Source organism: Achromobacter sp. 01N37 (assembly GCF_056399725.1).
The window spans coordinates 315948-336984 of sequence record NZ_JBFTRX010000004.1 but is presented as its reverse complement, the minus strand read 5'-3'; the positions used below and the strand labels follow the sequence as shown (position 1 = coordinate 336984).

The following is a 21037-nucleotide window of genomic DNA, read 5'->3' as shown; positions in this document are numbered from 1 at the left end:
CCCTTCCCTTGAAGGCCCCCGAGACTGGGGCCAAGGGCGTTTTGTCGCCGTTATCGGCGTTTTTGCTTAGCCCACCCCATTGATGCAGATGAAGCGTTTACGTCTCACCGACGCGTGGCAAGACTGGTTTCTGAATGTTCAGCGCGCCTTCCTGCTGATCCTGGCGCCCTGGCTGGTCAGCGTGCTGGCGCAGTTCATTGGCCGCAGCTATCTGCTGGTGAAGTACGCCCCCGCGGCCACCTATACGGCGCTGCCGCAAGATGTTGGCCGCACCCTGGGAATCGGGCTGCTGTTTGACATCAAAGTGGCCAGCATCGTGTTCTCGGCCTTGCTGGCGATGGCGATGCTGGCGGCGGGCAGCCGGCCGCTATATGCGCGTTGGCTGCGGCTGGCGCCGGGGGTCGGCGCGGGCCTGGCCGCCCTGTTTGCCGCATCCACCGTCGTAAGCGTCTGCTACTTCGCCACGTTCTCGCGGTCCATCGACATCTTCGTGTTCGGCATGGTCGACGACGACACGCGCGCCATTCTGATGACGCTGTGGCACGGCTACCCCGTGGTGCAGGCGGGCCTGCTGCTCTCGGCCGTGCTGGCCTGCACCTGGTGGATGGGGTCGCGCTGGCGGCGCAACGTGATGCGCATTTCCTTGCGCCGCCGGGGGCTGCTGCCGACGGTGCTGCAACTGCTGCTCATCCTGGCCATCACCGTACTGGCGTGCCGCGGGTCGGTGGGGCGGTTTCCGCTGAACCGGGACGACACCAGCATTTCCAACATGCGCTTTTTGAACGCCATTGCGCCCAACGGCATCTCCGCGTTTTTCTGGGCGCTGGGCGAACGCGGCAACGACAAGCGCTTTGTGCCGGTCACGGCGGCTGAAGGCGAAGCGCTGTACGCGCGCTTTCTTGGGGCGCCGGGAACGCCGGACCTGCAACCGTTCATGGCCGTCACCGGCGCGCACCCCGCCGCGCAGGCGCGGCCCCCGCACGTGGTGCTGCAAGTCATGGAAAGCATGGGCCATCACCTGAACACCTACGATCAGCCGGGGCGGGATCTGCTGGGCGCGCTGCGCCCGCACTGGGAACAGGACTGGCGCTTTGACCGTTTCCTGTCGGAAGGCAATGGCACGATTGATTCGCTGTCCCGTCTGCTGGTGCGCAGCCCGGTGCCAGCCATCGGCCAATCGTCAGCCGCCGATGACACCTTCGCCAGCAACGCCTTCACACCGTATCTGGCGCGCGGATACCGCGTGCTGTTCGTGACGTCAGGCGCCGCCACCTGGCGCAACCTGGGCACCTTCGCCACGCACTTGGGCGCGCACGAATTCATCGACCAGCAGACGTTGCGCGCCAAGTATCCCGAGGCCGAAGCCGGCACCTGGGGCGTGCCTGACGAATACATGTTCCGCTACATCGAAAGCCGCCTGGCCGACGCCGACCGCGACGGCACGCCGCTGTTCATCATCGCGCTGTCCACGACCCACCACCCGCCCTTCATCACGCCCAAAGGCGCCCCACGCGGCGGCCTGGCGCTGAACGATGTGACGCGCCTGCCGTACTTCAAATCCTGGGATTCGGCGGAAGACGTCTTTGACACGCTGCGCTACGCCAACGACCAATTGGGCCGCTTCCTGACTCGCGTCAAGGCATCGCCCAGCGGCGCCCGCACCATCGTTGCAGCAACGGGCGACCACAACCTGCTTGGCCTGCATTACCCGGACGAGCGCGACGCCGCGCTGGCCCGCGCCGTGCCGTTCTACCTGTACGTGCCGCAGGGGTACCGCAGCCGCGCCGTGTTTGACCCGGCCCGCGTGGGCAGCCACAAAGACATCATGCCCACGCTGTATCAGCTGAGCCTGCCCGGCACGCCCTACTTTCGCAGCGGCTGCGATTTGCTGGCGGCGCAGCCGGACCCGGTCTGGTGTTTTGGCATCAATGACCCGAACGTCACGATCACGCAAGACGGCGCTTACCGGCGCAACCAGCCGGGCAAGATTCTGCCCTGGGCCAACGCAACGGGCCTGGCGCTAGACAACGAGCAGGCCACCACGCCGGCGCAGCGCGAAGAACAGGCGCGGCTTGCCGCCTACCCCAAGCTGATGCTCTGGCAGATCAACCACCAGGTGCAATCGCAAGCGCGGCACTGACGCGGGTCAGCCGGCCTGCACCTGCCCATCGCCCGCGATCATCTCGCCCACCACCGCCGCCTGATCAAAGCCCTGGCTGCGGAACAGCGCCAGCACCGATTCCACGGCCTCGGGCGCGCATGACACGAGCAAACCGCCCGACGTTTGCGGATCGGTCAGCAAGGCGCGCTGCGTGTCGGTGACGCCAGCGCCCAAACGCACGGCGTCGCCATACGACGCCCAGTTGCGGCCAGACGCGCCGGTGATGATGCCTTCGGCCGCAAAGGCTTCCACGCCCGGCAGCCAGGGCAAGGCATCCAGATGCAGCCGCGCCGTCAGCTTTGCGCCGCGCGCCATCTCCAGTGCGTGGCCCAGCAAACCAAAGCCCGTCACGTCGGTCACCGCGTGCACGCCATCCAGCGTGGCCAGCGCCGCACCGGGGCGGTTCAAGCGGGTGGTGGTGTCGATCATGACGCGGTAGCCGGCCTCGTCCAGCCGATTCTTTTTCAGTGCGGCCGACAAAATGCCCACCCCAAGCGCCTTGCCCAGAATCAGCACGTCGCCCGCGCGCGCATCAGCATTGCGCTTGACGCGATCCGGGTGCACCAGCCCCATCACCGCCAAGCCGTAAATGGGTTCGACGGAATCAATGCTGTGGCCGCCCGCCACCGGAATGCCGGCCTCCGCGCACACCGATTCGCCGCCGCGCAGGATGTCGGCGATGACGCTGTGCGGCAATACGTTGATCGGCATGCCGACGATCGCCAGCGCCATGATGGGCGTGCCGCCCATTGCGTAGACGTCCGACAGCGCGTTGGTGGCCGCGATGCGGCCGAAGTCGTGCGGGTCGTCAACGATGGGCATGAAGAAATCAGTGGTGGCGATCAGCGCTTGCTCGTCGTTCAGCCGATACACCGCCGCGTCGTCGGCGGTTTCAGTGCCCACCATCAAATTCGGATAGCTGGCGGCAGGCCCGAAACGCTTGAGCAATTCCGACAGCACGCCCGGCGCAATCTTGCAGCCGCAGCCGCCACCGTGCGAAAGCGAAGTCAAACGCGGTGCGGGCGGGGCCGCGACGTCCTGGGTCATTTCAGTCTCCGTGGATCAATCGAAAAAGGATAGCATCGGCCCCGCTGTTGGCCCTATGATGTTTTGGCAGATCGCATCGCATTCAGCAGCAACGGACGGCCGCCCGGCTCCGGGCGCACCGACAGCCAATCTTCACCGTGCGTGGGGGCTTCATGGATCGCCGACACTTTCTCCGTTTCTCAGGCGCGTTGTGCGCCGCCACAACCGCCTTGCCGCAAGCGCTGCGCGCGCAGCAGGTGCCCGTCAGCGCCGGTTGGCGCAGCTTCGAACTCACCACCGATATTCGAGTCACCGACCCCGGCGCGCACACGCGCATCTGGATTCCGGTGCCTTACGCCACCGACACTGCTTACCAGCGCGGCGCGCAAACCACGTGGCAAGTCAGCGGCGGCGGCACCGCCCAGTTAATGCGGGCGCCGGGCTACGACGTGCAGATGCTGGCCGTGCAATGGCCCGATGCACAGACCCCGCGCGCGGTCACGATGACAAGCCGCTTCCAGACGCGCAACCGGCGCGTGGACCTGACCGCGCCACCGTCCGCCGATGCCGTCTTGGAAACGCCCGACGCGCTGCGCGAATACTTGAAGCCCACCGCGCTGCTGCCCACCGACGGCATCGTCAAAACCACCGCCGACCAGATCACACGCGGCCATCAGGGCGACGTGGCGCGTGCGCGCGCCATCTACGAATGGGTCGTTGAAAACACCTGCCGCACGGCATCCACGCGCGGCTGCGGCGTGGGCGACGTGCGCTACATGCTCACGGCCAATGATTTGAACGGCAAGTGCGCCGACATCAACGCGCTGTTCGTGGCCTTGGCGCGCGCGGCCGGCATTCCCGCGCGCGATGCCTACGGCCTGCGCGTGGCGAATTCCGAGCTGGGCTACAAGAGCCTGGGCAAAGCGGGCGACGTCACCAAGGCGCAGCACTGCCGCGCCGAGTTCTATGCGTCGGGCTATGGCTGGGTGCCGGTCGACCCGGCGGACGTGCGCAAGGTCATGCTGGAAGAGCCGCCCGGCGAATTGCCCTTGACCGACGCCAAGGTGCGCGCCGCGCGCGTCATGTTGTTTGGCGCCTGGGAAATGAACTGGGTCGCCTATAACCACGGCCACGATGTCGTCCTGCCCGGTTCCGCGCATGACCCCGTGCCGTTCCTGATGTACCCCAACGGCGAGACGGCCGCCGGGCGTCTGGACAGCCTGGACCCGGCAAGCTTCAGCTACACGCTCACGGCAAAACCCGTGTCCATCTGACCCCTGCGGAGGAAGCCGCCTTGATCAGTCGTCGCCGTCTGCTTCAATCCGGCCTGTCGTTGGCGGCCGTGCCTGCCTGGGTGCGGGCCGCCACCGACTCTGCGCTGAAAACCGCCACCGGCCCCGACTGGGCGCCCTGGACCGCGCCCACCCCCCCGCTCATCCTTCCTGACCTTTCCGGCCGCGAACAGAAGCTGTCGGCCTGGCGCGGCAACGTCGTCATCGTCAGCTTCTGGGCGACCTGGTGCGATCCCTGCCGCGATGAAATTCCGTTGATGTCGGCCATGGCCAAGCGCCATCGCGAAGAAGGCCTGCGGCTGGTTGCGGTGAACGTGGGCGAAGCGCTGGGCAAGGTGTCGACCTTTCTGGCGAAATGGCCGGTGGCCGGCACGGTCTTGCATGACCGCAACAGCGCGGCGTCGAAGAAGTGGGAAGCGATTGGGTTACCCGCCAACTACCTGGTGGACCGAGGCGGATCAATCCGGTATTGGCACTTGGGGGAACTGGATTGGACGTCGGCGCGCGTGACGAGCGTGGTGACGCGGATGCTGCGCAGCTGAATTGCGCGGATGACTCGCGCGGATGTCTTGCGTTGTTGACGTGGGCCGCTGAATTGCGCACCTGAAACAACGTGGCGGAAGGCAGCAGGAGTCGAACCTACCTGGGAGCGTCTGACGCCCCCAACTGGGTTTGAAGCCCAGCCGTGCCGCCGGGCACGAATGCCTTCCGCAGCGGACCGCCTATGATACCGGCTGCTGCGATTTTTGCAGCCGCTCTTGCCGTCCGTATTACGGACGCTCTTGCTGCACCCCTTGCGCAACGGCATACGCGCTTTCGGCGCGCAGCACATGCGTGTCCCGCACCCGCCGCGTGTAGCCCACGCGATCAAAGAATTCCAGAATCTGGATGGCGCGCTTGCGGCCCAGCCCCGTGGCGTCACGGAACACGGCTGCGTTCAAACCGCCCGGCTGCGCGGCCAGATCCGCTGCCAACCCCGCCAACACACGCACCTGATTGCGGTGATAGAACAGGTCCTTGACCACCTGCGCCACCTCGCCGCGCCGCAGCAGCTTGCGCAGCAATTGCCGCACCTGCTCTTCGGACGCTTCCAGTGATCGCGCCAGATCCCGCACCCAAGGGGGATCAAACGCACCGGCCTCCAGCAGCGGCAACAGCCGCGCCGCCAGGGCGATTTCGGCATCTGCCAACGTGGATGTGTGCGCCGGCAGATGCAGCCACGGCCCGTTGCGCACAATGCGGCCATCGCGTTGCAGCGCATCCAGCACCGCCGTCCACAACGCGTCGGGCCCCACCGGCATCGCCATCCGGCGCAAGCGCGCGCCATCGGGGCCGGGTTCATCCGGCGCGCTGTGGTGGAAGGCCGCCAACGCTTGTTCCACGCGCGCGCGCAGCGCGTCCCAATGGGCAGACAAGATCAAGGTGCGCGGGGCTTGGGCATTGCGCGTCTCGAGCCACAAAGCGCCGTGCGGCGCTTCGATGTCGCGTACCGGCTTGCCGGTCAGGCGTTGCAATGTGGCTTCGTCCAGACCCAACGGTGCATGCTCCAGCACCGGCGCCAGGCCGCCGCCATCCAGCATGTCGGACAGCGCCTGCAAGCCTTGCAGGCGCGAGGCGGCGCGGCGCTTGCGGTCGGGCGCGTTCGGGTCCAGCACCCGGCCGCCGCCGACGGTGCGCGTGGCCTGCGCATTGCGCACGATGTAGCGGTCGCCCGGCATGGCGCAGACGGGTTCGTCGAACACCAGCTGCACCCAGCCTGACTGCCCGGGCGCCAAGGTTTCGGCGCTAAGCGGCACCACGTGCGCCACATGGCGCGCCGCGCCGATGTGCACATGCAGCGGCGCCCAGGCGCGCACGGGCGCATCGGCGGACGGCAGCAGGGTCAACGCCACATCAACATGGCGCGACGGCAGAAAGCAGCGCGCATCCGCAATCCAGTCGCCGCGTGCGATGGCCTGCTTGTCGATGCCGGCCAGATTCAAGGCGCAACGCTGACCTGCCACGCCGGTTTCACTGGGCTGATTCTGCGCATGGATGCTGCGCACCCGCACACGTGTGCCAGCGGGCATCAGGCGCAGATCGGCTGCGTCGTCGCCCGCGCGCACCTGCCCCGCGTGCGCCGTGCCGGTCACCACCGTGCCGTGGCCCGCCAGCGTGAACACGCGGTCCACGGCCAGCCGGAACAGGCCCGCCGCATCGCGCTGACGCAACGCTTCGGCTTGCGCGTGCAAATAGGTGTTGAGTTCGGCCGTAGCGGCGTCGCTGGGTTGTGACGCGCACACGGCGAACACCGGCGCACCATCCAGAAACGTGCCTGCCGTCAGCTCGGCAATCTGCGCGTGCACGGCAGCTTGTTGCGCGGCGTCGGCGCGGTCGGCTTTGGTCAGGGCGACGGCGCCTTGCGCCACGCCCAGCAACGACAGAATGGCCAGATGCTCGCGCGTCTGCGGCATCACGCCGTCGTCCGCCGCGATTACCAGCAAGCCGAAGTCGATACCGCTGGCGCCCGCCGCCATCGTGTGCACCAGCTTTTCATGGCCGGGCACGTCAATGAAGCCCAGCACGTCGCCATTGGCCAGCGGCGTGTAGGCGTAGCCGAGTTCAATGGAAATACCGCGCGCCTTCTCTTCCTTCAGGCGGTCGGTGTCCACGCCCGTCAGCGCGCGTACCAAGGTGGTCTTGCCGTGGTCGATATGCCCCGCGGTGCCGATGATCATGCCAACGGCTCCGCCAATTGCGCGGCAAACGCGGCTTCGTCGCGCGCTTCCAGGCAGCGCAAATCCAGCCACAGCGCGTCGTCGGCAATGCGGCCGATAACCGGTGTGGGCAAGCGGCGCAGCTGCGCTTCCAGCTTGTCCAGATGGCGTCCGGGGCGGCCGCTGCCCGTATAGCGCACGGCCAGGCCGTAGCTGGGCAACTGGTCTACCGGTAACGCGCCGCTGCCGATCTGGCTGAACATCGGCACGGCTTCAACCGCGTAGTTCGGCCCCACGGCATGCGCCAGCGTGGCGCGCAGGGCTTCGGCTTGCGGTTGAATCTGGCGTTGCGGCCGCGTCAGCAGGCGCAGCGTGGTCAGGCGTTGCGACAGGAATTCCGGTGCGCGGTACAGGCCCAGTACGGGCTCCAGCGCGGCCAGCGTCAGCTTGCTGACGCGTAGCGCGCGCTTGAGCGGGTTCTTCTTGATCTTGCGGATCAGGTCGGCGCGGCCCACCAGCAGTCCCGCTTGCGGGCCGCCCAGCAGCTTGTCGCCGCTGAAGGTAACCAGGTCGGCACCAGCCTCGATGGTCTCGCGCACGGTGTCTTCCTTGGGCAGGCCGAATTGGGTCAGGTCCACCAGCGTGCCGCTGCCCAGGTCCACCGTGGCCGGCAAGCCCTTGGCGTGCGCCAGCGCCGCTACCTCGGCCACGCTCACGCTCTTGGTGAAGCCGGTGACCGCGTAGTTGCTGCAATGCACCTTCATCAGCATCGCGGTGCGCGGGCCGATGGCGGTGTCGTAATCGGTGGCGTGCGTGCGGTTGGTGGTGCCCACTTCAACCAGCTTGGCGCCCGCGCGCTTCATGATGTCGGGGATACGAAACGCGCCGCCGATTTCGACGAGCTCGCCGCGTGACACAACCACTTCCCGTTTGTCGGCCAGCGCGTTCAGCATCAGCAGCACGGCGGCCGCATTGTTGTTGACGACGGTGGCCGCTTCCGCGCCCGTCAGTTCGCACAGCAGCTCGTCGATGAGATCGTCGCGGTCGCCCCGGCCGCCGGTGTCCAGGTCGAACTCCAGGTTGGCGGGCGTGGTCAGCGCGCGCAATACGGACGCCACCGCTTCATCGGGCAGCAGCGCGCGGCCCAGGTTGGTGTGCAACACCGTGCCGGTCAGGTTGTAGACGGCGCGCAGACGCGGCTGGGCCGCTTTATCCAATGCCGCCGACACCCGGGCCGCAACAACCGGCGCATCGAGTTCCTGGCGCATCAAGCCGCCCGCCAGCGCCCGTTGGCGCAAGGCATCCAGATCGCGCCGCAACGCCGCAACCACTTGAGTGCGGCCATGCGTGTCCAGCGCCGTGCGCAACGCGTCGGCATTCAGCAAGCGGTCTAGCGGGGGAATATCGGAAACGGCGGCCACACTGCCTTCTGACGGGTGCTGGGCCATGCTATTCCTCGTTGCCGTGCCACAGCAGGGGGTTGCCGCTTGCGCGTGAATAGCCCGCCTCGCCCACCAGCACGTCCAGCATCAGGCTGGCCAGGTCATCGGCCACCGGCTCTACGTACAGGTCTTTGTCTTGGTAGAAGATCTTGCGATAGGTGTGGCAGTGGTCGCAGGTTTCCGCCTTGATGGCGGGCGAGCGGCCGTCGATGGATTGATACGCCACCGATTCCACGTCTTCGCAATGCGAGCATTTCACACGCACCATGTGCCATTGCGTGGCGCACAGGCTGCAACACAGGTAGCGGTAGCCCTCGTACTGGCCGCCGACGCGCACCACGCTGGCCACCGGCAGGCTGGCGCACACGGGGCAGACGCCAAACGGGCTGACCACGGGCAATTGCTTGTCGTCAAAGCGGCTGGCCAGGTCCGTCCAGTAGACCTGCAAGGCCGCCATCACAAACGGGGCGGCGGCGCCGTCCACGCCCTGGTCCTGTTCGGACAGCACGGCTTCGGCCAGGTCTTCGAGCGATTCGGGGTCTTCGTCCACCGCGCGGCGCAGCGCACGGCAGACGTCAACGGCTTCGGCGGGCACGTTCTGGCCGCGCGCAACGTCGTCCACCAATTGCGCCAGGATGCCCCGCCACATCGGGTCGCGCGGCCAGCCCACGGCTTGCAACGGCGGCATGCCGTGCGCCTGCGCCAGGGCAAGGCGATCTTCCGATGCACCCGGCGCCGCACAGTCTTTCAGCGCGCGCTGCTGGGCGTCAACCAATTGCGCCATCAGCAAAAGATAGTCAGCCACGGGGCTGTCGGCCGCCAATTGCCGCAAGCGCGCGGCACGCGTCGCAAACACCGACGCGCGGTCGGGCAGGCTGACGCGGGGGATGACATTGTGGTCTAGCGCTTCGATCTCGCCGCGCGGAAGAATTCGCTGCAATTGCGTCTCCAAGAAAACAAACACGGCTGCCAGCCTTCGAAGAAGGATAGCAGCCGTGCGGTCAGGATAAAACTGGCGCTACTTTCGGATCTGTTCGCGGAACCAGGCGCGGTGGTGTTTCCACGCCCAGCCAGCGGTGACATAACCGCGCAGCATCGCGGTGAGCGATCCCTTGACCCAGATGGCCGCGTAGATGTGCACGATGATCGAGCAGATCAGCACCAGCGCCGTCACGGCATGCACGACGGACGCCACCCGCACCACCCAGATGGGGAAGTAGAACGCGAAGAACTCGCGCCAGATCACGATGCCGCTGGCAAACAGCCCCAGCATGCACAGCACCAGCACGTAGAACAGCAGCTTCTGGCCGGCGTTGTACTTGCCGACTTCGGGCAGCTTTTCTTCGCGGTTCTCGACCACGTCGTTCAGTTGCTTCAACCACTGGCGGTCGGCCTTCGTCATCAGATTGTGCCGCCACATGTGGCCGGCGAACACGACGAAGCAGGCGAACATCACCACCCCGATGAAGGGGTGCAGGATGCGCGTCCAGGGGCCGCCGCCAAACAGGTTGGACAACCAGTACATCGACGGGTGGAACAGCGCCAGCCCGGACAACGCCAACAAGATGAACGTGAGGGCAATGATCCAGTGGTTGGTGCGCTCGCCCGGTGTATAGCGCTTGATCCGGCGGTGACGGTGGTCTTCACTCATGGCGCACCTCCTCTTCGGCACGGCGTTCGTCTTCTTCCGAGACCTCGTTGCGGCCCACGCGGGCGTAGTGGAAGAAGCCCGCCAAGGCGGTCAGGGCCATCATGGCCACGCCCAGCGGTTTGGCCAGCCCCTTCCACAACGACACCATGGGGCTGATATGCGGGTCTTTGGGCAGCCCGTGATACAGCCCGGGCTGGTCGGCGTGATGCAGCACATACATGACGTGGGTGCCGCCCACGCCTTGCGGGTCATACAGGCCAGCCTGATCGAAACCGCGGGACTTCAAGTCCACGATCCGTTCTTCGGCATGCTGCTTCATGTCTTCCTTGGTGCCGAACACGATGGCGCCGGTGGGACAGGCCTTGACGCACGCCGGCTCCTGGCCGACGGCCACGCGGTCGGAACACAGGGTGCACTTGTACGCCTTGTGGTCTTTCTTGGAAATGCGCGGCACGTTGAACGGGCAGCCGGTGATGCAGTAGCCGCAGCCAATACAGTTTTCTTCGTGGAAGTCCACGATGCCATTGGTGTATTGGATGATGGCGCCCGGCGAGGGGCAGGCTTTCAAACAGCCCGGGTCCTCGCAGTGCATGCAGCCGTCTTTGCGGATCAGCCATTCCAGGTCGCCTGCGGGGTTCTCGTATTCCGAGAAACGCATGACGGTCCAGGAATGCTCGGTCAGGTCGGCCGGGTTGTCGTAGACGCCCACGTTGGTGCCGATCTCGTCGCGCAGATCGTTCCATTCCATACAGGCGCTTTGGCAAGCCTTGCACCCGATGCATTTGGAGACGTCGATCAGCTTGGCCACCGAGCCCGTGATGGGTTCACGGATGCCCGGCGGCGGGGTCGTGGTGGCGGAGCGCCGCTTGATGTCTAGGGATTGCAGGGACATGTCGGTTCTCCTAAGCCTTCTCGACCTTGACCAGGAACGACTTGAATTCCGGTGTTTGGGAATTGCCGTCGCCCACGACCGGCGTCAACGTGTTGGTCAGGAAGCCGGGTTTGGCCAGGCCCACGAAACCCCAGTGGATGGGTATGCCCACATGGTGCACGGTCTTGCCCTCGATGGTCAGCGCGCGCAGGCGCTTGGTGACCAGCGCCACGGCCTTGATGTAGCCGCGGTTGGACGAGACCTTCACACGTGACCCGTTGGCGATGCCCAGTTCCTTGGCCAGCGCGTCGCCGATTTCAACGAATTGCTCCGGCTGGAGAATCGCGTTGATGCGGACGTTCTTGGTCCAGTAGTGGAAGTGCTCCGTCAGACGGTACGTGGTGGCCACATAGGGGAACTTGTCCACCGTGCCCATCGCGGCCAGGTCGTCCTTGAAGACGCGCGCGGCCGGATTGCTGGTGACACCCTTGGCCTTCGGATACAGCGGGTTGTAGCCCAGCGGCGTCTCGAAGGGTTCGTAGTGCTCGGGGAACGGCCCTTCGGCCATGCCCGCCTTCGCGAAGAAGCGCGCCACCCCTTCCGGGTTCATGATGAACGGGCCCATGCCGCCATCGGGGTTTTCATCGCCCTTGAAGTCGGGGATGTCGGCGCCCGTCCAGATCTTGCCGTTCCACGAGATCAGGCTGCGGCGCGGGTTGAATGGCTTGCCCGACACGTCGCACGATGCGCGGTTGTACAGGATGCGGCGGTTGGCCGGCCACGCCCACGCCCAGTTCAGGGTTTGGCCGATGCCGGTCGGGTCGCTGTTGTCGCGGCGCGCCATCAGGTTGCCGCCGGGGCCCCAGGCGCCGGCGAAGATCCAACAGCCGCTGGCCGTTGAGCCGTCGTCGCGCAATTCCGCAAAGCCCGCCACTTGTTCGCCGCCCTTGCGCACGAGTTTGGTGGGGTCCTTGGGGTCCATGACGTCCACCAGCGCCTTGCCCGAATATTCCTTGGCCAACTCTTCCGCGGTGGGGTTCTGCGGGTTGGAGTACGGCCAGGACAGGTTGACGATGGGGTCGGGGTACTTGCCGCCTTCCTCCTGGTACATCTTGCGCAGGCGCGTGAAGATGAGCGACATGATTTCGATGTCGCTCTTGGCTTCGCCCGGAGGCTCGGCGCCCTTCCAGTGCCATTGCAGCCAGCGTCCGGAGTTCACCAGCGCGCCATCTTCTTCGGCAAAACAGGTGGTGGGCAGGCGGAAGACTTCGGTCTGGATCTTGGACGAATCCACATCGTTGTGTTCGCCCGCGTTGCGCCAGAACTCCGAGGTCTCGGTGACCAGCGGGTCCATGATGACCAGGTACTTCAGCTTGGCGAAGCCGTCGTTCAGCTTGCTCTTGTTTGGCGCCGCCGCGAGCGGGTTGAAACCCTGCGCGATGTAGCCGTTCATCTTGCCCTGGACCATGAGCTCGTAGACTTGCAGCATGTCGTACATCTTGTCGAGCTTGGGCAGATAGTCGAACGCCCAGTTGTTCTCGGCAGTGGCCGACTTGCCCCACCAGGCCTTCATCAGGCTCACGTGGAACTTGCCGTAGTTCTGCCAGTAGCTCAGCTGATTCGGGCGCAAGGGCTTTAACGCACGCGTCTCGATGTACTTGGCGTAATCCTGCTCGGGCTCGTTGGGCAGCGTCATGTAGCCGGGCAGCAGGTTCGACATCAGGCCCAGGTCAGTCAGGCCTTGAATGTTCGAGTGCCCGCGCAGCGCGTTCATGCCGCCGCCGGCGATACCGATATTGCCCAGCAGCAGCTGCACCATTGCGCCAGTGCGGATGATCTGCGACCCGATGGAATGCTGCGTCCAGCCCAGCGCGTACAGGATGGTGGCGGCGCGATTCGTCGTGGCCGTAGAGGCCAGCATGTCGCACACCTTCAGGAACTTGTCGCGGGGCGTGCCGCACACGCGCTCAACCATGTCTTCGGTGTAGCGCGAGTAGTGCTTCTTCATCAGCTGGTAGACGGTGCGCGGATGCGTCAGCGTCGGGTCCGTCTTGACGAAGCCGTCATCGCCGCGCTCGTAGTCCCAGCTTGCCTTGTCGTACGTGCGCTTCTCGGCGTTGTAGCCAGAGTACAGGCCCGCGTCGAACGTGAAGTCCTCGCGCACGATGTAGGAAAAGTCGGTGTAGTTGCGCACGTACTCGTGCTGGATCTTGTCGTGATCCAACAGGTACTTGATGACGCCACCCAGGAAGATGATGTCGGTGCCGGTGCGTATGGGCGCGTAGAAGTCCGCCACGGAAGCCGAGCGCGTAAAGCGCGGGTCCACGACGATCAGCTTCGCCTTGTTATGGGCTTTGGCTTCCGTGACCCATTTGAACCCGCACGGGTGGGCCTCGGCGGCGTTGCCACCCATGATCAGTACTACGTCCGCGTTCTTGATGTCGACCCAATGGTTCGTCATCGCTCCACGGCCAAACGTCGGGGCAAGACCTGCCACCGTCGGGCCATGTCAGACACGGGCTTGGTTATCGAATGCCAACATCCCCATGCTGCGCACGGTTTTGTGCGTGATGTAGCCCACCTCGTTGCTACTTGCCGAGGCGGCCAGCATGCCGGTGGTCAGCCACCGGTTAACGGTTTTGCCGTCCGCGGTCTTCTCGACGAAGTTCGCATCGCGGTCGGCTTTCATGAGTTTGGTGATGCGCGTCAGGGCGTCGTCCCACGACATCCGCACCCATTTGTCCGACCCGGGCGCCCGGTATTCCGGGAACTTGAGACGGTTGGGGCTGTGGATGAAGTCGATCAGGGCTGCGCCCTTCGGACAGAGCGTGCCGCGATTGACGGGGTGATCGGGGTCGCCTTCGATGTGCATGATGCTGGCGCGCGCGTTCTTGGCGCCGTCGCCCAGACCGTACATCAGCAAACCGCAGGCGACCGAACAGTAGGGACAGGTGTTGCGCGTTTCAGTCATGCGCGCAAGTTTGTACTGGCGAACTTCGGCCATGGCTGTGCCGGGAGCAACCCCGAGCAATGCCAGGCTGGAGCCTGCCAGGGTTGCACCTGTCACCTTGAAGAACTGGCGGCGATTCATGTTGACCATGAAGCACTCCTCTCCTGGTGAATGAAGAAAGCCGGAGGCCTGCCCGAAGGAAGAAGCCCTACAACTTCCAAGGATATTTCAATGAGTATATTCCGAAGCCGACCCAGCATGCCATGGGTCTATCCCCCTTTTCTGCGCGGATTTACAGGCGAAATGGGAGTTGTTCGCAGATTTTGGACGGTCGGCCGGCTGCTACCATTGCCGGCTGTCGTAATGTGCAGCGGCGTGGTTCTTGGCCCGCTTGCCCCCCGCTTGCACGCCTGCTTGCACCGCTGCTTGCACCCTGTTTGTCCCTGCTTGTCCCCTGCTTGTCCCCTGCTTGCCCCTGTTGCCCCCTTTTTGCCTGATCGCTGGAGCGCCGATGCGCCGCTTTGCCCCGTTGGCCCTGTCTCTTGCCGCCCTGGCATGGACCACCGCCCCCGCCGCCCTGGCCGCCCCCGCCCGGCCCGCGCTGAGTCCCGCCGCTGCCGCCACCGAAGCCGCGCAGCAGGCGGCGATGGAAGGCTATCTGTACTTCTACCCGCTGGTCACCATGGACCTGACGCGGCGCCAGTTCACCCACCCGTCGCAAGGGGCTCAGGGCGCCCCCGCCAACACCTTTCTGCATGGCCGCACCCTGCCCCAGCCCGGCACGGCGGCGCCGTGGGCCAACCCCGACATGCTGCGCAGCACGGGCTGGCTGGACCTGACTGCCGGCCCCGTGGTGCTGTCGGCGCCCGATACGCAAGGCCGTCTGTACACGCTAAGCCTGCTGGACATGTGGACAGACGTCTTCGCCACGCTGGGCAAGCGCACCACCGGCACGGCCAAGGGCAACACCGTGATCGTGCCGCCCGGCTGGACGGGCACCCTGCCCTCGGGCATGGCGCGCCTAGACGCCCCCACGGCGCACGTGTGGGCAAAGATCCTGATCCAGGCTGACGGGCAGGCGGACCTTTCTGCCGTCAACGCCTTGCAAGACGGCTTCACGCTGACGCCGCTGTCGCAATGGAACCTGCCCGCGCAATCGCAACGCGTGAAGTCGGACCCGAACCTGGACTTGAAGATTGCCGTGCGCGAACAGGTGGAATCCATGCCGACCGACGCCTTCTTCACCTACGCCGCCGAGCTGATGCGCAAGCACCCGCCGCACGCCACCGACCAGCCCGTGCTGGCGCAGCTGCGCCGGGTGGGCATCATCCCCGGCCGCACCTTCGATTTCGACAAGCTTGACCACCCCGCCAAGCAAGGCATGCGCCGGGGCCTGCGCGCCGCGCGCGAACGCATGGACGCCGCCGCCGGCCAATCATTGCGCAACCTGAACGGCTGGCAGCAGGAAACGGGCAGCGTCGGCGTGTATGGCAATGGCTATTTGCGCCGCGCGCTGGCGGCCCAGGCCCAGCCCGGCGCCGGCCTGCCAGAAGACCTGAGCGTGTTGCTGCTGGCGGCTGACAGCCACGGTGCGCCGATCGACGGCGCGCACCGCTACACGCTGCATTTTGAAAGCGACCAGTTGCCGCCCGCAGGCGCCCTGTGGTCGCTGGCCGTATACGACGGCCAGGGCATGCCGGTGGCTAATATGCTCAACCGCTACGCGCTCGGTGACCGCGCGCCCTTGGCCTACAACGCCGACGGATCGCTGGACGTGCATGTCAGCGCGCTGCCGCCCGCGCCTGAAGTCCAGGCCAACTGGCTGCCCGTGCCGGCCGTGGGCCCCGTGACGCTGCTGCTGCGCGTCTACGAGCCGGGTCCGGCCTTGCTGGACGGGCTGTGGATGCCGCCGGGAATGGTGCGCGATGAGGGGGAGACCAAACCCGAACCCCAATCCGAACTCGCCCCCCACATGGAACCTGCCCCCGCCCCTGCGGAGACCGCGCCGCTGGTGCAGGCCGCGCCGCCTGTCGCCGCGCCCGCTGCCGCCCCCGCCAAACCGTCAACCGCCACGCCCAAGAAACCCTGATCGCCGTACGAATGTCGGCGCAATGACAGGCGCCTGCCGCTACCATAGGCGTTTTATTCACGAATGATGAGCGCCCGCCATGGACGACGCCTTTAGCCACCAATTGACGATGACCATCCTGATGACGCCGGACATGGCGAATTTTTCAGGAAACGTACACGGCGGCACCATCCTCAAGTATCTGGACCAGGTCGCTTATGCCTGTGCGAGCCGGTACGCCGGCCAATACGTGGTGACGCTGTCCGTGGATCAGGTTGTGTTCCGCGAACCCATCCATGTGGGCGAACTGGTCACGTTCCTGGCGGCGGTGAACTACACCGGCCGCACGTCGATGGAAATCGGCATCAAGGTCGTCACCGAAGACATCCGCAAGAAACTCGTGCGCCACACCAACAGCTGTTACTTCACGATGGTGGCGGTAGACGACAAGGGCGCGCCCACCGCCGTGCCGCCGCTGGAACCGCGCAACCTGGAAGAACGGCAACGCTTCGAAGCCGCCGGCCTGCGCCGCGAACTGCGCCAGGAAATGGAGCGCCGCCACGATCAGATCAAACGTGAAACCACGCACGACACGCCGCAAGCCTGATTGATCCTTTGGCTATTTCTCGGTGCCAGGTTCGCTTGCGATAAACGCATCCAGAGTTTTACGGTCTGCTTCCGCTTGCGCGGGAGTGGGCCCCCGATAGGATCGTTCTGGCTCAACCCGAGGCGGCGCCACGGCCCCGTAGCGCGGCCGCACGGACCGCATGGCGTGATCCCAGATCGCCACGATTTCCGCATTGCTCAGCACGGGATCTACTTGCGGCGGCGGCGCCTTGCGTTGCCATAACGGCGGGTCGCGCCTATCCACGAAGTTGGGCAGATACCAATTCAGCATCTTGTCTGGCGTCATGTCCGGGTCGACATGCTTTCTGAGCGCTCCGCCCGCCGTCAAACGAAAATTGATCGACGGGTTCGCCAAGGAACCGTTGTCGCGGTAGTTTTCGGCCACAAACAGCAGCTCGCGATGGTCTTCCGCCTCGTATCCCAACAGGTATTCTTCGGCCGGGTTGCCCGCCAGGGTGGTTGGCCCCTTGCGCAGCAAGTCATGGTTTTCCGCGCGAAACGTCTTAAAGTTTCGGACCATGCGGGCGATGACGCGTGGCGACTGATCGGGCGTGACGGCACTGAATGTGATCTGCAACTTCACGTTCGAACCTCGCGCCATGAAGCTCACAATGCCCATTTCATGGTCATGCGTGCCGCGGATGATGACAGGCCCCAACGACACGCCGGGACCCGCCGTTTCTGCTTGGCCAACCGCAACCACCTGCGGGGCCAGCTCGGCGAGCCGCGACTCCACTGGTGCGTAGTTTCCATCGAACGAATCGGCCGCCAGCAAAACATGCGTGCCATTCACCAGCAGATGCAACTCATGGGTTTGCGGCACGGCGAGGGGTCGCGCCTGTTGATATTGAAGCAGCCACTTGCCCGGCGCCAACTCGTCCGCCGCGGCAAGCATGGACTTTCCGGTTGCTGAACTGACCTCGGCGCGGATGCGCTGTGCGCGTTCCGCCAAGGCCTCGTCGAATTGCGCTTGCGTGATGTCCTGCCCCAGCAGATCGACTTCGACGCGTTTGTGATCAGCGCCCAGTCCGTAATACAGGATGGCTCGACTGCTGGAAGGCGGCCCCCAGTTGACGGGAAGTTCGATCAACAGCCTGCCCACCGACCAAGTCTGCATAGGTAAGGTGATCGCGGTCATGGCGGGCTTCTCCTTGAAGTGGAATAGGGCCATCGCGCCAGCGGCCAGCCCCAACAATAGGCAGAGCAGCGGGATCAGGCGGCGCATAGCGGACGCTTGGCTTGGGCTGCAATCTTTATCAGGCTGTACAGGGTGAAGTGCCGCGTCTGCACGACGCCGAATGCGCCCTCGTGGTCAAAGCCGGTGACGCCGACTTGCGCCCGCACCTGGCCCTCGCGTGCCTGCATGGCAGGCGCCTTGCCCGAGCTGACGGGAACCGTGCCGTCGCCGCTGCCATCCTGCATGGAGCAGTGCAATTCCCAATGGCTGACTTCCATGAATTGGGTCGGCCAACCCCCTCTCAGCGCGGCGGCTCGTTCAACGCGCCTGCCCCCCACGTACACGGGGCTGGACCCTTCATCCCGCACATCCGCCATCTGCATGGTGGATACCACAAAGGCGTCCGGAGGCACACCCAGGGGGTGTTCCGGGTAGCCTCGGCCAGGGTGCATTTGCCAGGTAATGGTTTCGAAACTTGGCTGTTTATCGTCCGCCCCGTAATACACATAGGTGTTGGGGTGATAGGCGCCGTCTACCTTTTGGTGGAACTGCTTCGCGAGTCCAATGTTCCGGGCATATTGTTCCCAGAAAAACGGGACCCCACCCTTCGGCGCCAGCCATTCCTCGCGCAGCAACGCCCACCAGCGATCACGGCGCAGATAGATTTCGGCATACGGGTCCGCTTCGGGGCGGGCAGGCATGGCGGGCGCGTAGTGCTGGTCCCGCAAGCGCAGCCAGCCCAATGCATAGCGCTTGGTGGGCAGCAATTGCAGCGCACCGGGCGCCTGGGCAAAGACGGCGGTGACTTCCTTGCCGGTCCTGCCGATCACCGCGCCGGCCATCGCGCTTTCTTGCTGCATTCCCACCTTGCATCGGCGGTACGCCACCGGGGCGCCATTGGTCGGCATAGCGCCATGCATCACGCCCGCGATCACGTCGGCCATGCCAGGCAACTGCGCACAACGACGCGCCACCAGCCCTCCCATGGAATGCGTGACCAGAATGACTTGCTGGCAGTTCCCGCCGTACTGGCGTCGTATCTCATTGATCCGCACGGCCAGTTTTGCCGCCGCGTCTTCGTTGTCCTCAAGCCAGTTGTAGCCAAACGCGTGGACCGGCATCCGGTACGCCGCACGCGCCGACAGCTCGTCCGTCTTCAGATGCGGCAACTCACGCAGAAGCCGTTCACCCAGCCCTGCCAGCGGCACATCGAGCCCGGGCTTGAGGATCGGGTGGGGCGAGCCATTCTCGGGCATGTCCAGATGCATGGACTTCAGTTGGAACGCCGGCCACTGATGCGGCAGGTAGGCGCTGTTCAAGGTGTCTTCGAGCCACAGCAAGAACGCGTGATAGCTGCTTTCGCTGACCTCCCCCCAGCCTCTTTCACGATAGCGGGCGATGACCGCGTCTTTGCGTTGCGCCGCGGATTCGCCAGGAGGTTCGATCACGGAACCCGCGCCCCGTGCGGGGACGGCTCCGTCGGGGTCCACCGCGACCCGTTTGGGATGCAAAACGGTCTGGCGTGTACCCGCGTACTCATCGCTCCAACGCTTGAACAGCCCCAAAGGCTTGCCTGCCAGACCCGCATCCAGACGCCACACCGGTTCGCCGGCCTCGCCCGCATCTGGCGCTGACTTCAGATTCGACCCCATGATGCCCGGGATGAATATGACCGGCAGTATTGCAGCTGGCGGAACCAGGAGGATGACCGGATCGCAGAGGGCCGTAGGCGTGAGTCTCCAGTGGAACAAGGGCTGGCCCCGGGCGTCGAAAGACATCGGGGCGTAACGCCGTGCGGTTGGGGCGTTGTCGGTCATGGCGGGCTCCCAAGTGTGCGCGCACATGGCCATGGAAGACTGCGTAGCCTTGCGCGAGCTAATCTCAACGCGCCAGGGTGCTATCAACCCCAGAAAAAAACTATTGGAGAACTCTGATTCGTAGCCCGACTTCTTAGTCACGCTTTTTCAGTCCCACTTTTTCTGTCCTGCTTTTTCCGTCCCGCCCATCACCCCAAAGACAAAAAAAGGCGACGCCAAATGGCGTCGCCCCTACCAACCTGTTGCGCACTCAAGCGCGTTCTGCCGCGCCAGGAGGCGCGGGTGGCGCCGATGCGGGCTCGCGGTCGCGGCCCACCATGCGTTTCAATCCCAGCCATTGCTGCGACCAGAAGCTGCGGCCGTAATCGCGCCCGCCCAATTCCGCCTGCTGATCGTGGATGCCCGTGGGGCCGTAGCCCACGCCGAAGCGGGCGGTACGGAACAGCACGTCCCAGATGGGGAACAGCGCGGCGAAGTTGTAGCCGCCCACCGGCCCCGGCGACGAGGCGTCGTAGGCGATGGAATGGTGATGGCGGTGAAAGCGCGGGCTGACCAGCAAACGTTCGCCAATCGCGCCGAAGTGCATGCGCAGGTTGGCGTGCGAAAAGCTTTGCGCCAGCTGAGTAATGGCCACCACCATCACGAACTGCGCGGGCGGCACGCCCACCAGTTGCGACACGAACACGACCAGCACGTCGCGCAGCATGTCGTCSAGCARGTGGTTGCGGTYGTCGCTCCAGATCGTCATCTGGCGTTGGCTGTGATGCACGGCGTGCAGCGCCCAGAGCCAGCCGAAACGATGCTGCGCGCGATGGTAGAAATAATCGACCGCGTCAAACAGCAGCAGGTAGATGATCAGGCTGACCCAGGCCTTGTCGGTAACGCCGGGCCAGTACTGGTCCAGCTGAAACGGCGCAAAGCCCCAGATGTGCAACTGGCCGAACACGCTGTCCCAGAAGGGATCGATCGTGAAGAACAGCGCCAGCCGGAACACGCCCAGGCGATGGATCAGCGTGTAGAGCACGTCGATGCCGATCTGGCGGCGGTCAGTGACGGCTTCAACGGGCCGCAGGCGTTGCAGCGGGCCGAACACCAGCACCAAAACGGCGATCTGCACCAGGCCGACCAGCAGCCACATGGTGGCGTCGTAGCCGTCTTCGATGAAGTTGCTCAGCCCCAAATGGAACAGAGCGGGCTGGATCAGCGTCTCGAAGAGCCATTGCTGGCAAGCCCCGAAGAATTGACTAAGCGTATCCATA

The 21037-nt window shown here is 65.1% G+C and carries 15 protein-coding genes and 1 tRNA gene; 5 read left to right on the top strand and 11 right to left on the bottom strand.

Annotation, left to right across the window (positions count from 1 at the left end; all coding sequences use genetic code 11):
• The first annotated feature begins 88 nt into the window (after positions 1-88).
• Positions 89-2140 (top strand): LTA synthase family protein, encoded by a 2052-nt coding sequence (locus AC1DSJ_RS10465; protein ID WP_441371400.1) that lies wholly within the window; start codon positions 89-91, stop codon positions 2138-2140.
• A 6-nt stretch (positions 2141-2146) separates the two neighbouring features.
• Here AC1DSJ_RS10465 and selD read toward each other — a convergent pair whose 3' ends face one another.
• On the bottom strand, positions 2147-3208 hold the full coding sequence (gene selD, locus AC1DSJ_RS10460) for a selenide, water dikinase SelD (protein WP_441371399.1): 1062 nt from the start codon (positions 3206-3208) through the stop codon (positions 2147-2149).
• 152 nt (positions 3209-3360) lie between these two features.
• Here selD and AC1DSJ_RS10455 point away from each other — a divergent pair, with 152 nt between their 5' ends.
• The gene (locus AC1DSJ_RS10455) at positions 3361-4461 is read left to right on the top strand and encodes a transglutaminase-like domain-containing protein (protein ID WP_346552409.1); all 1101 of its coding nucleotides are present in this window, start codon (positions 3361-3363) and stop codon (positions 4459-4461) included.
• A 20-nt stretch (positions 4462-4481) separates the two neighbouring features.
• Positions 4482-5021 carry a TlpA disulfide reductase family protein gene (locus AC1DSJ_RS10450; RefSeq protein WP_054421187.1) on the top strand — a complete coding sequence of 180 codons (540 nt, stop codon included), beginning with the start codon at positions 4482-4484 and terminating at the stop codon, positions 5019-5021.
• A 72-nt stretch (positions 5022-5093) separates the two neighbouring features.
• On the opposite strand, the gene AC1DSJ_RS10445 is transcribed toward AC1DSJ_RS10450, so the two are convergent.
• The 7 genes from AC1DSJ_RS10445 to fdnG all read right to left on the bottom strand — a co-directional run bounded on the left by AC1DSJ_RS10445 (position 5094) and on the right by fdnG (position 14239).
• A tRNA-Sec gene (locus AC1DSJ_RS10445) sits at positions 5094-5189 on the bottom strand.
• Positions 5190-5249: 60 nt separating this feature from the next.
• Entirely contained in the window at positions 5250-7196 is a 1947-nt protein-coding gene (gene selB, locus AC1DSJ_RS10440; protein WP_441371398.1) for a selenocysteine-specific translation elongation factor, read from the bottom strand.
• Complete coding sequence (gene selA, locus AC1DSJ_RS10435; RefSeq protein ID WP_054421185.1) at positions 7193-8623, bottom strand: L-seryl-tRNA(Sec) selenium transferase; 1431 nt, start codon at positions 8621-8623, stop codon at positions 7193-7195. The genes selB and selA overlap by 4 nt, the downstream gene beginning before the upstream one ends.
• A 1-nt stretch (position 8624) precedes the next feature.
• The gene (gene fdhE, locus AC1DSJ_RS10430; RefSeq protein ID WP_441371397.1) at positions 8625-9557 is read right to left on the bottom strand and encodes a formate dehydrogenase accessory protein FdhE; all 933 of its coding nucleotides are present in this window, start codon (positions 9555-9557) and stop codon (positions 8625-8627) included.
• A 78-nt stretch (positions 9558-9635) separates the two neighbouring features.
• A complete protein-coding gene (locus AC1DSJ_RS10425) occupies positions 9636-10268 on the bottom strand; it encodes a formate dehydrogenase subunit gamma (protein ID WP_054421183.1) in 633 nt (210 codons plus the stop codon).
• Positions 10261-11160, bottom strand: a complete 900-nt coding sequence (fdxH, locus tag AC1DSJ_RS10420) for a formate dehydrogenase subunit beta (protein WP_175170585.1) — start codon at positions 11158-11160, stop codon at positions 10261-10263. Before fdxH ends, AC1DSJ_RS10425 begins: the two co-directional genes overlap by 8 nt.
• Before the next feature lie 10 nt (positions 11161-11170).
• Positions 11171-14239, bottom strand: coding sequence for a formate dehydrogenase-N subunit alpha (gene fdnG / locus AC1DSJ_RS10415; protein WP_156336342.1), 3069 nt, complete (start codon positions 14237-14239; stop codon positions 11171-11173).
• Positions 14240-14600: 361 nt separating this feature from the next.
• Between fdnG and AC1DSJ_RS10410 the strand changes: the two genes are divergently transcribed.
• Positions 14601-16178: a DUF1254 domain-containing protein gene (locus AC1DSJ_RS10410; protein WP_441371396.1), complete on the top strand. Its 1578-nt coding sequence runs from the start codon at positions 14601-14603 to the stop codon at positions 16176-16178.
• A 79-nt stretch (positions 16179-16257) separates the two neighbouring features.
• On the top strand, positions 16258-16764 hold the full coding sequence (locus tag AC1DSJ_RS10405) for an acyl-CoA thioesterase (RefSeq protein WP_054421179.1): 507 nt from the start codon (positions 16258-16260) through the stop codon (positions 16762-16764).
• Positions 16765-16776: 12 nt separating this feature from the next.
• Here the strand turns inward: AC1DSJ_RS10405 and AC1DSJ_RS10400 are convergent, their stop codons facing one another.
• The 3 genes from AC1DSJ_RS10400 to AC1DSJ_RS10390 all read right to left on the bottom strand — a co-directional run bounded on the left by AC1DSJ_RS10400 (position 16777) and on the right by AC1DSJ_RS10390 (position 21036).
• Entirely contained in the window at positions 16777-17922 is a 1146-nt protein-coding gene (locus AC1DSJ_RS10400; protein WP_441371395.1) for a T6SS immunity protein Tli4 family protein, read from the bottom strand.
• A 74-nt stretch (positions 17923-17996) separates the two neighbouring features.
• Positions 17997-19778, bottom strand: a complete 1782-nt coding sequence (locus AC1DSJ_RS10395) for a lipase family alpha/beta hydrolase (protein WP_441371394.1) — start codon at positions 19776-19778, stop codon at positions 17997-17999.
• Positions 19779-20028: 250 nt separating this feature from the next.
• Positions 20029-21036, bottom strand: coding sequence for a sterol desaturase family protein (locus AC1DSJ_RS10390; RefSeq protein WP_476760305.1), 1008 nt, complete (start codon positions 21034-21036; stop codon positions 20029-20031).
• Position 21037 lies beyond the last annotated feature (1 nt).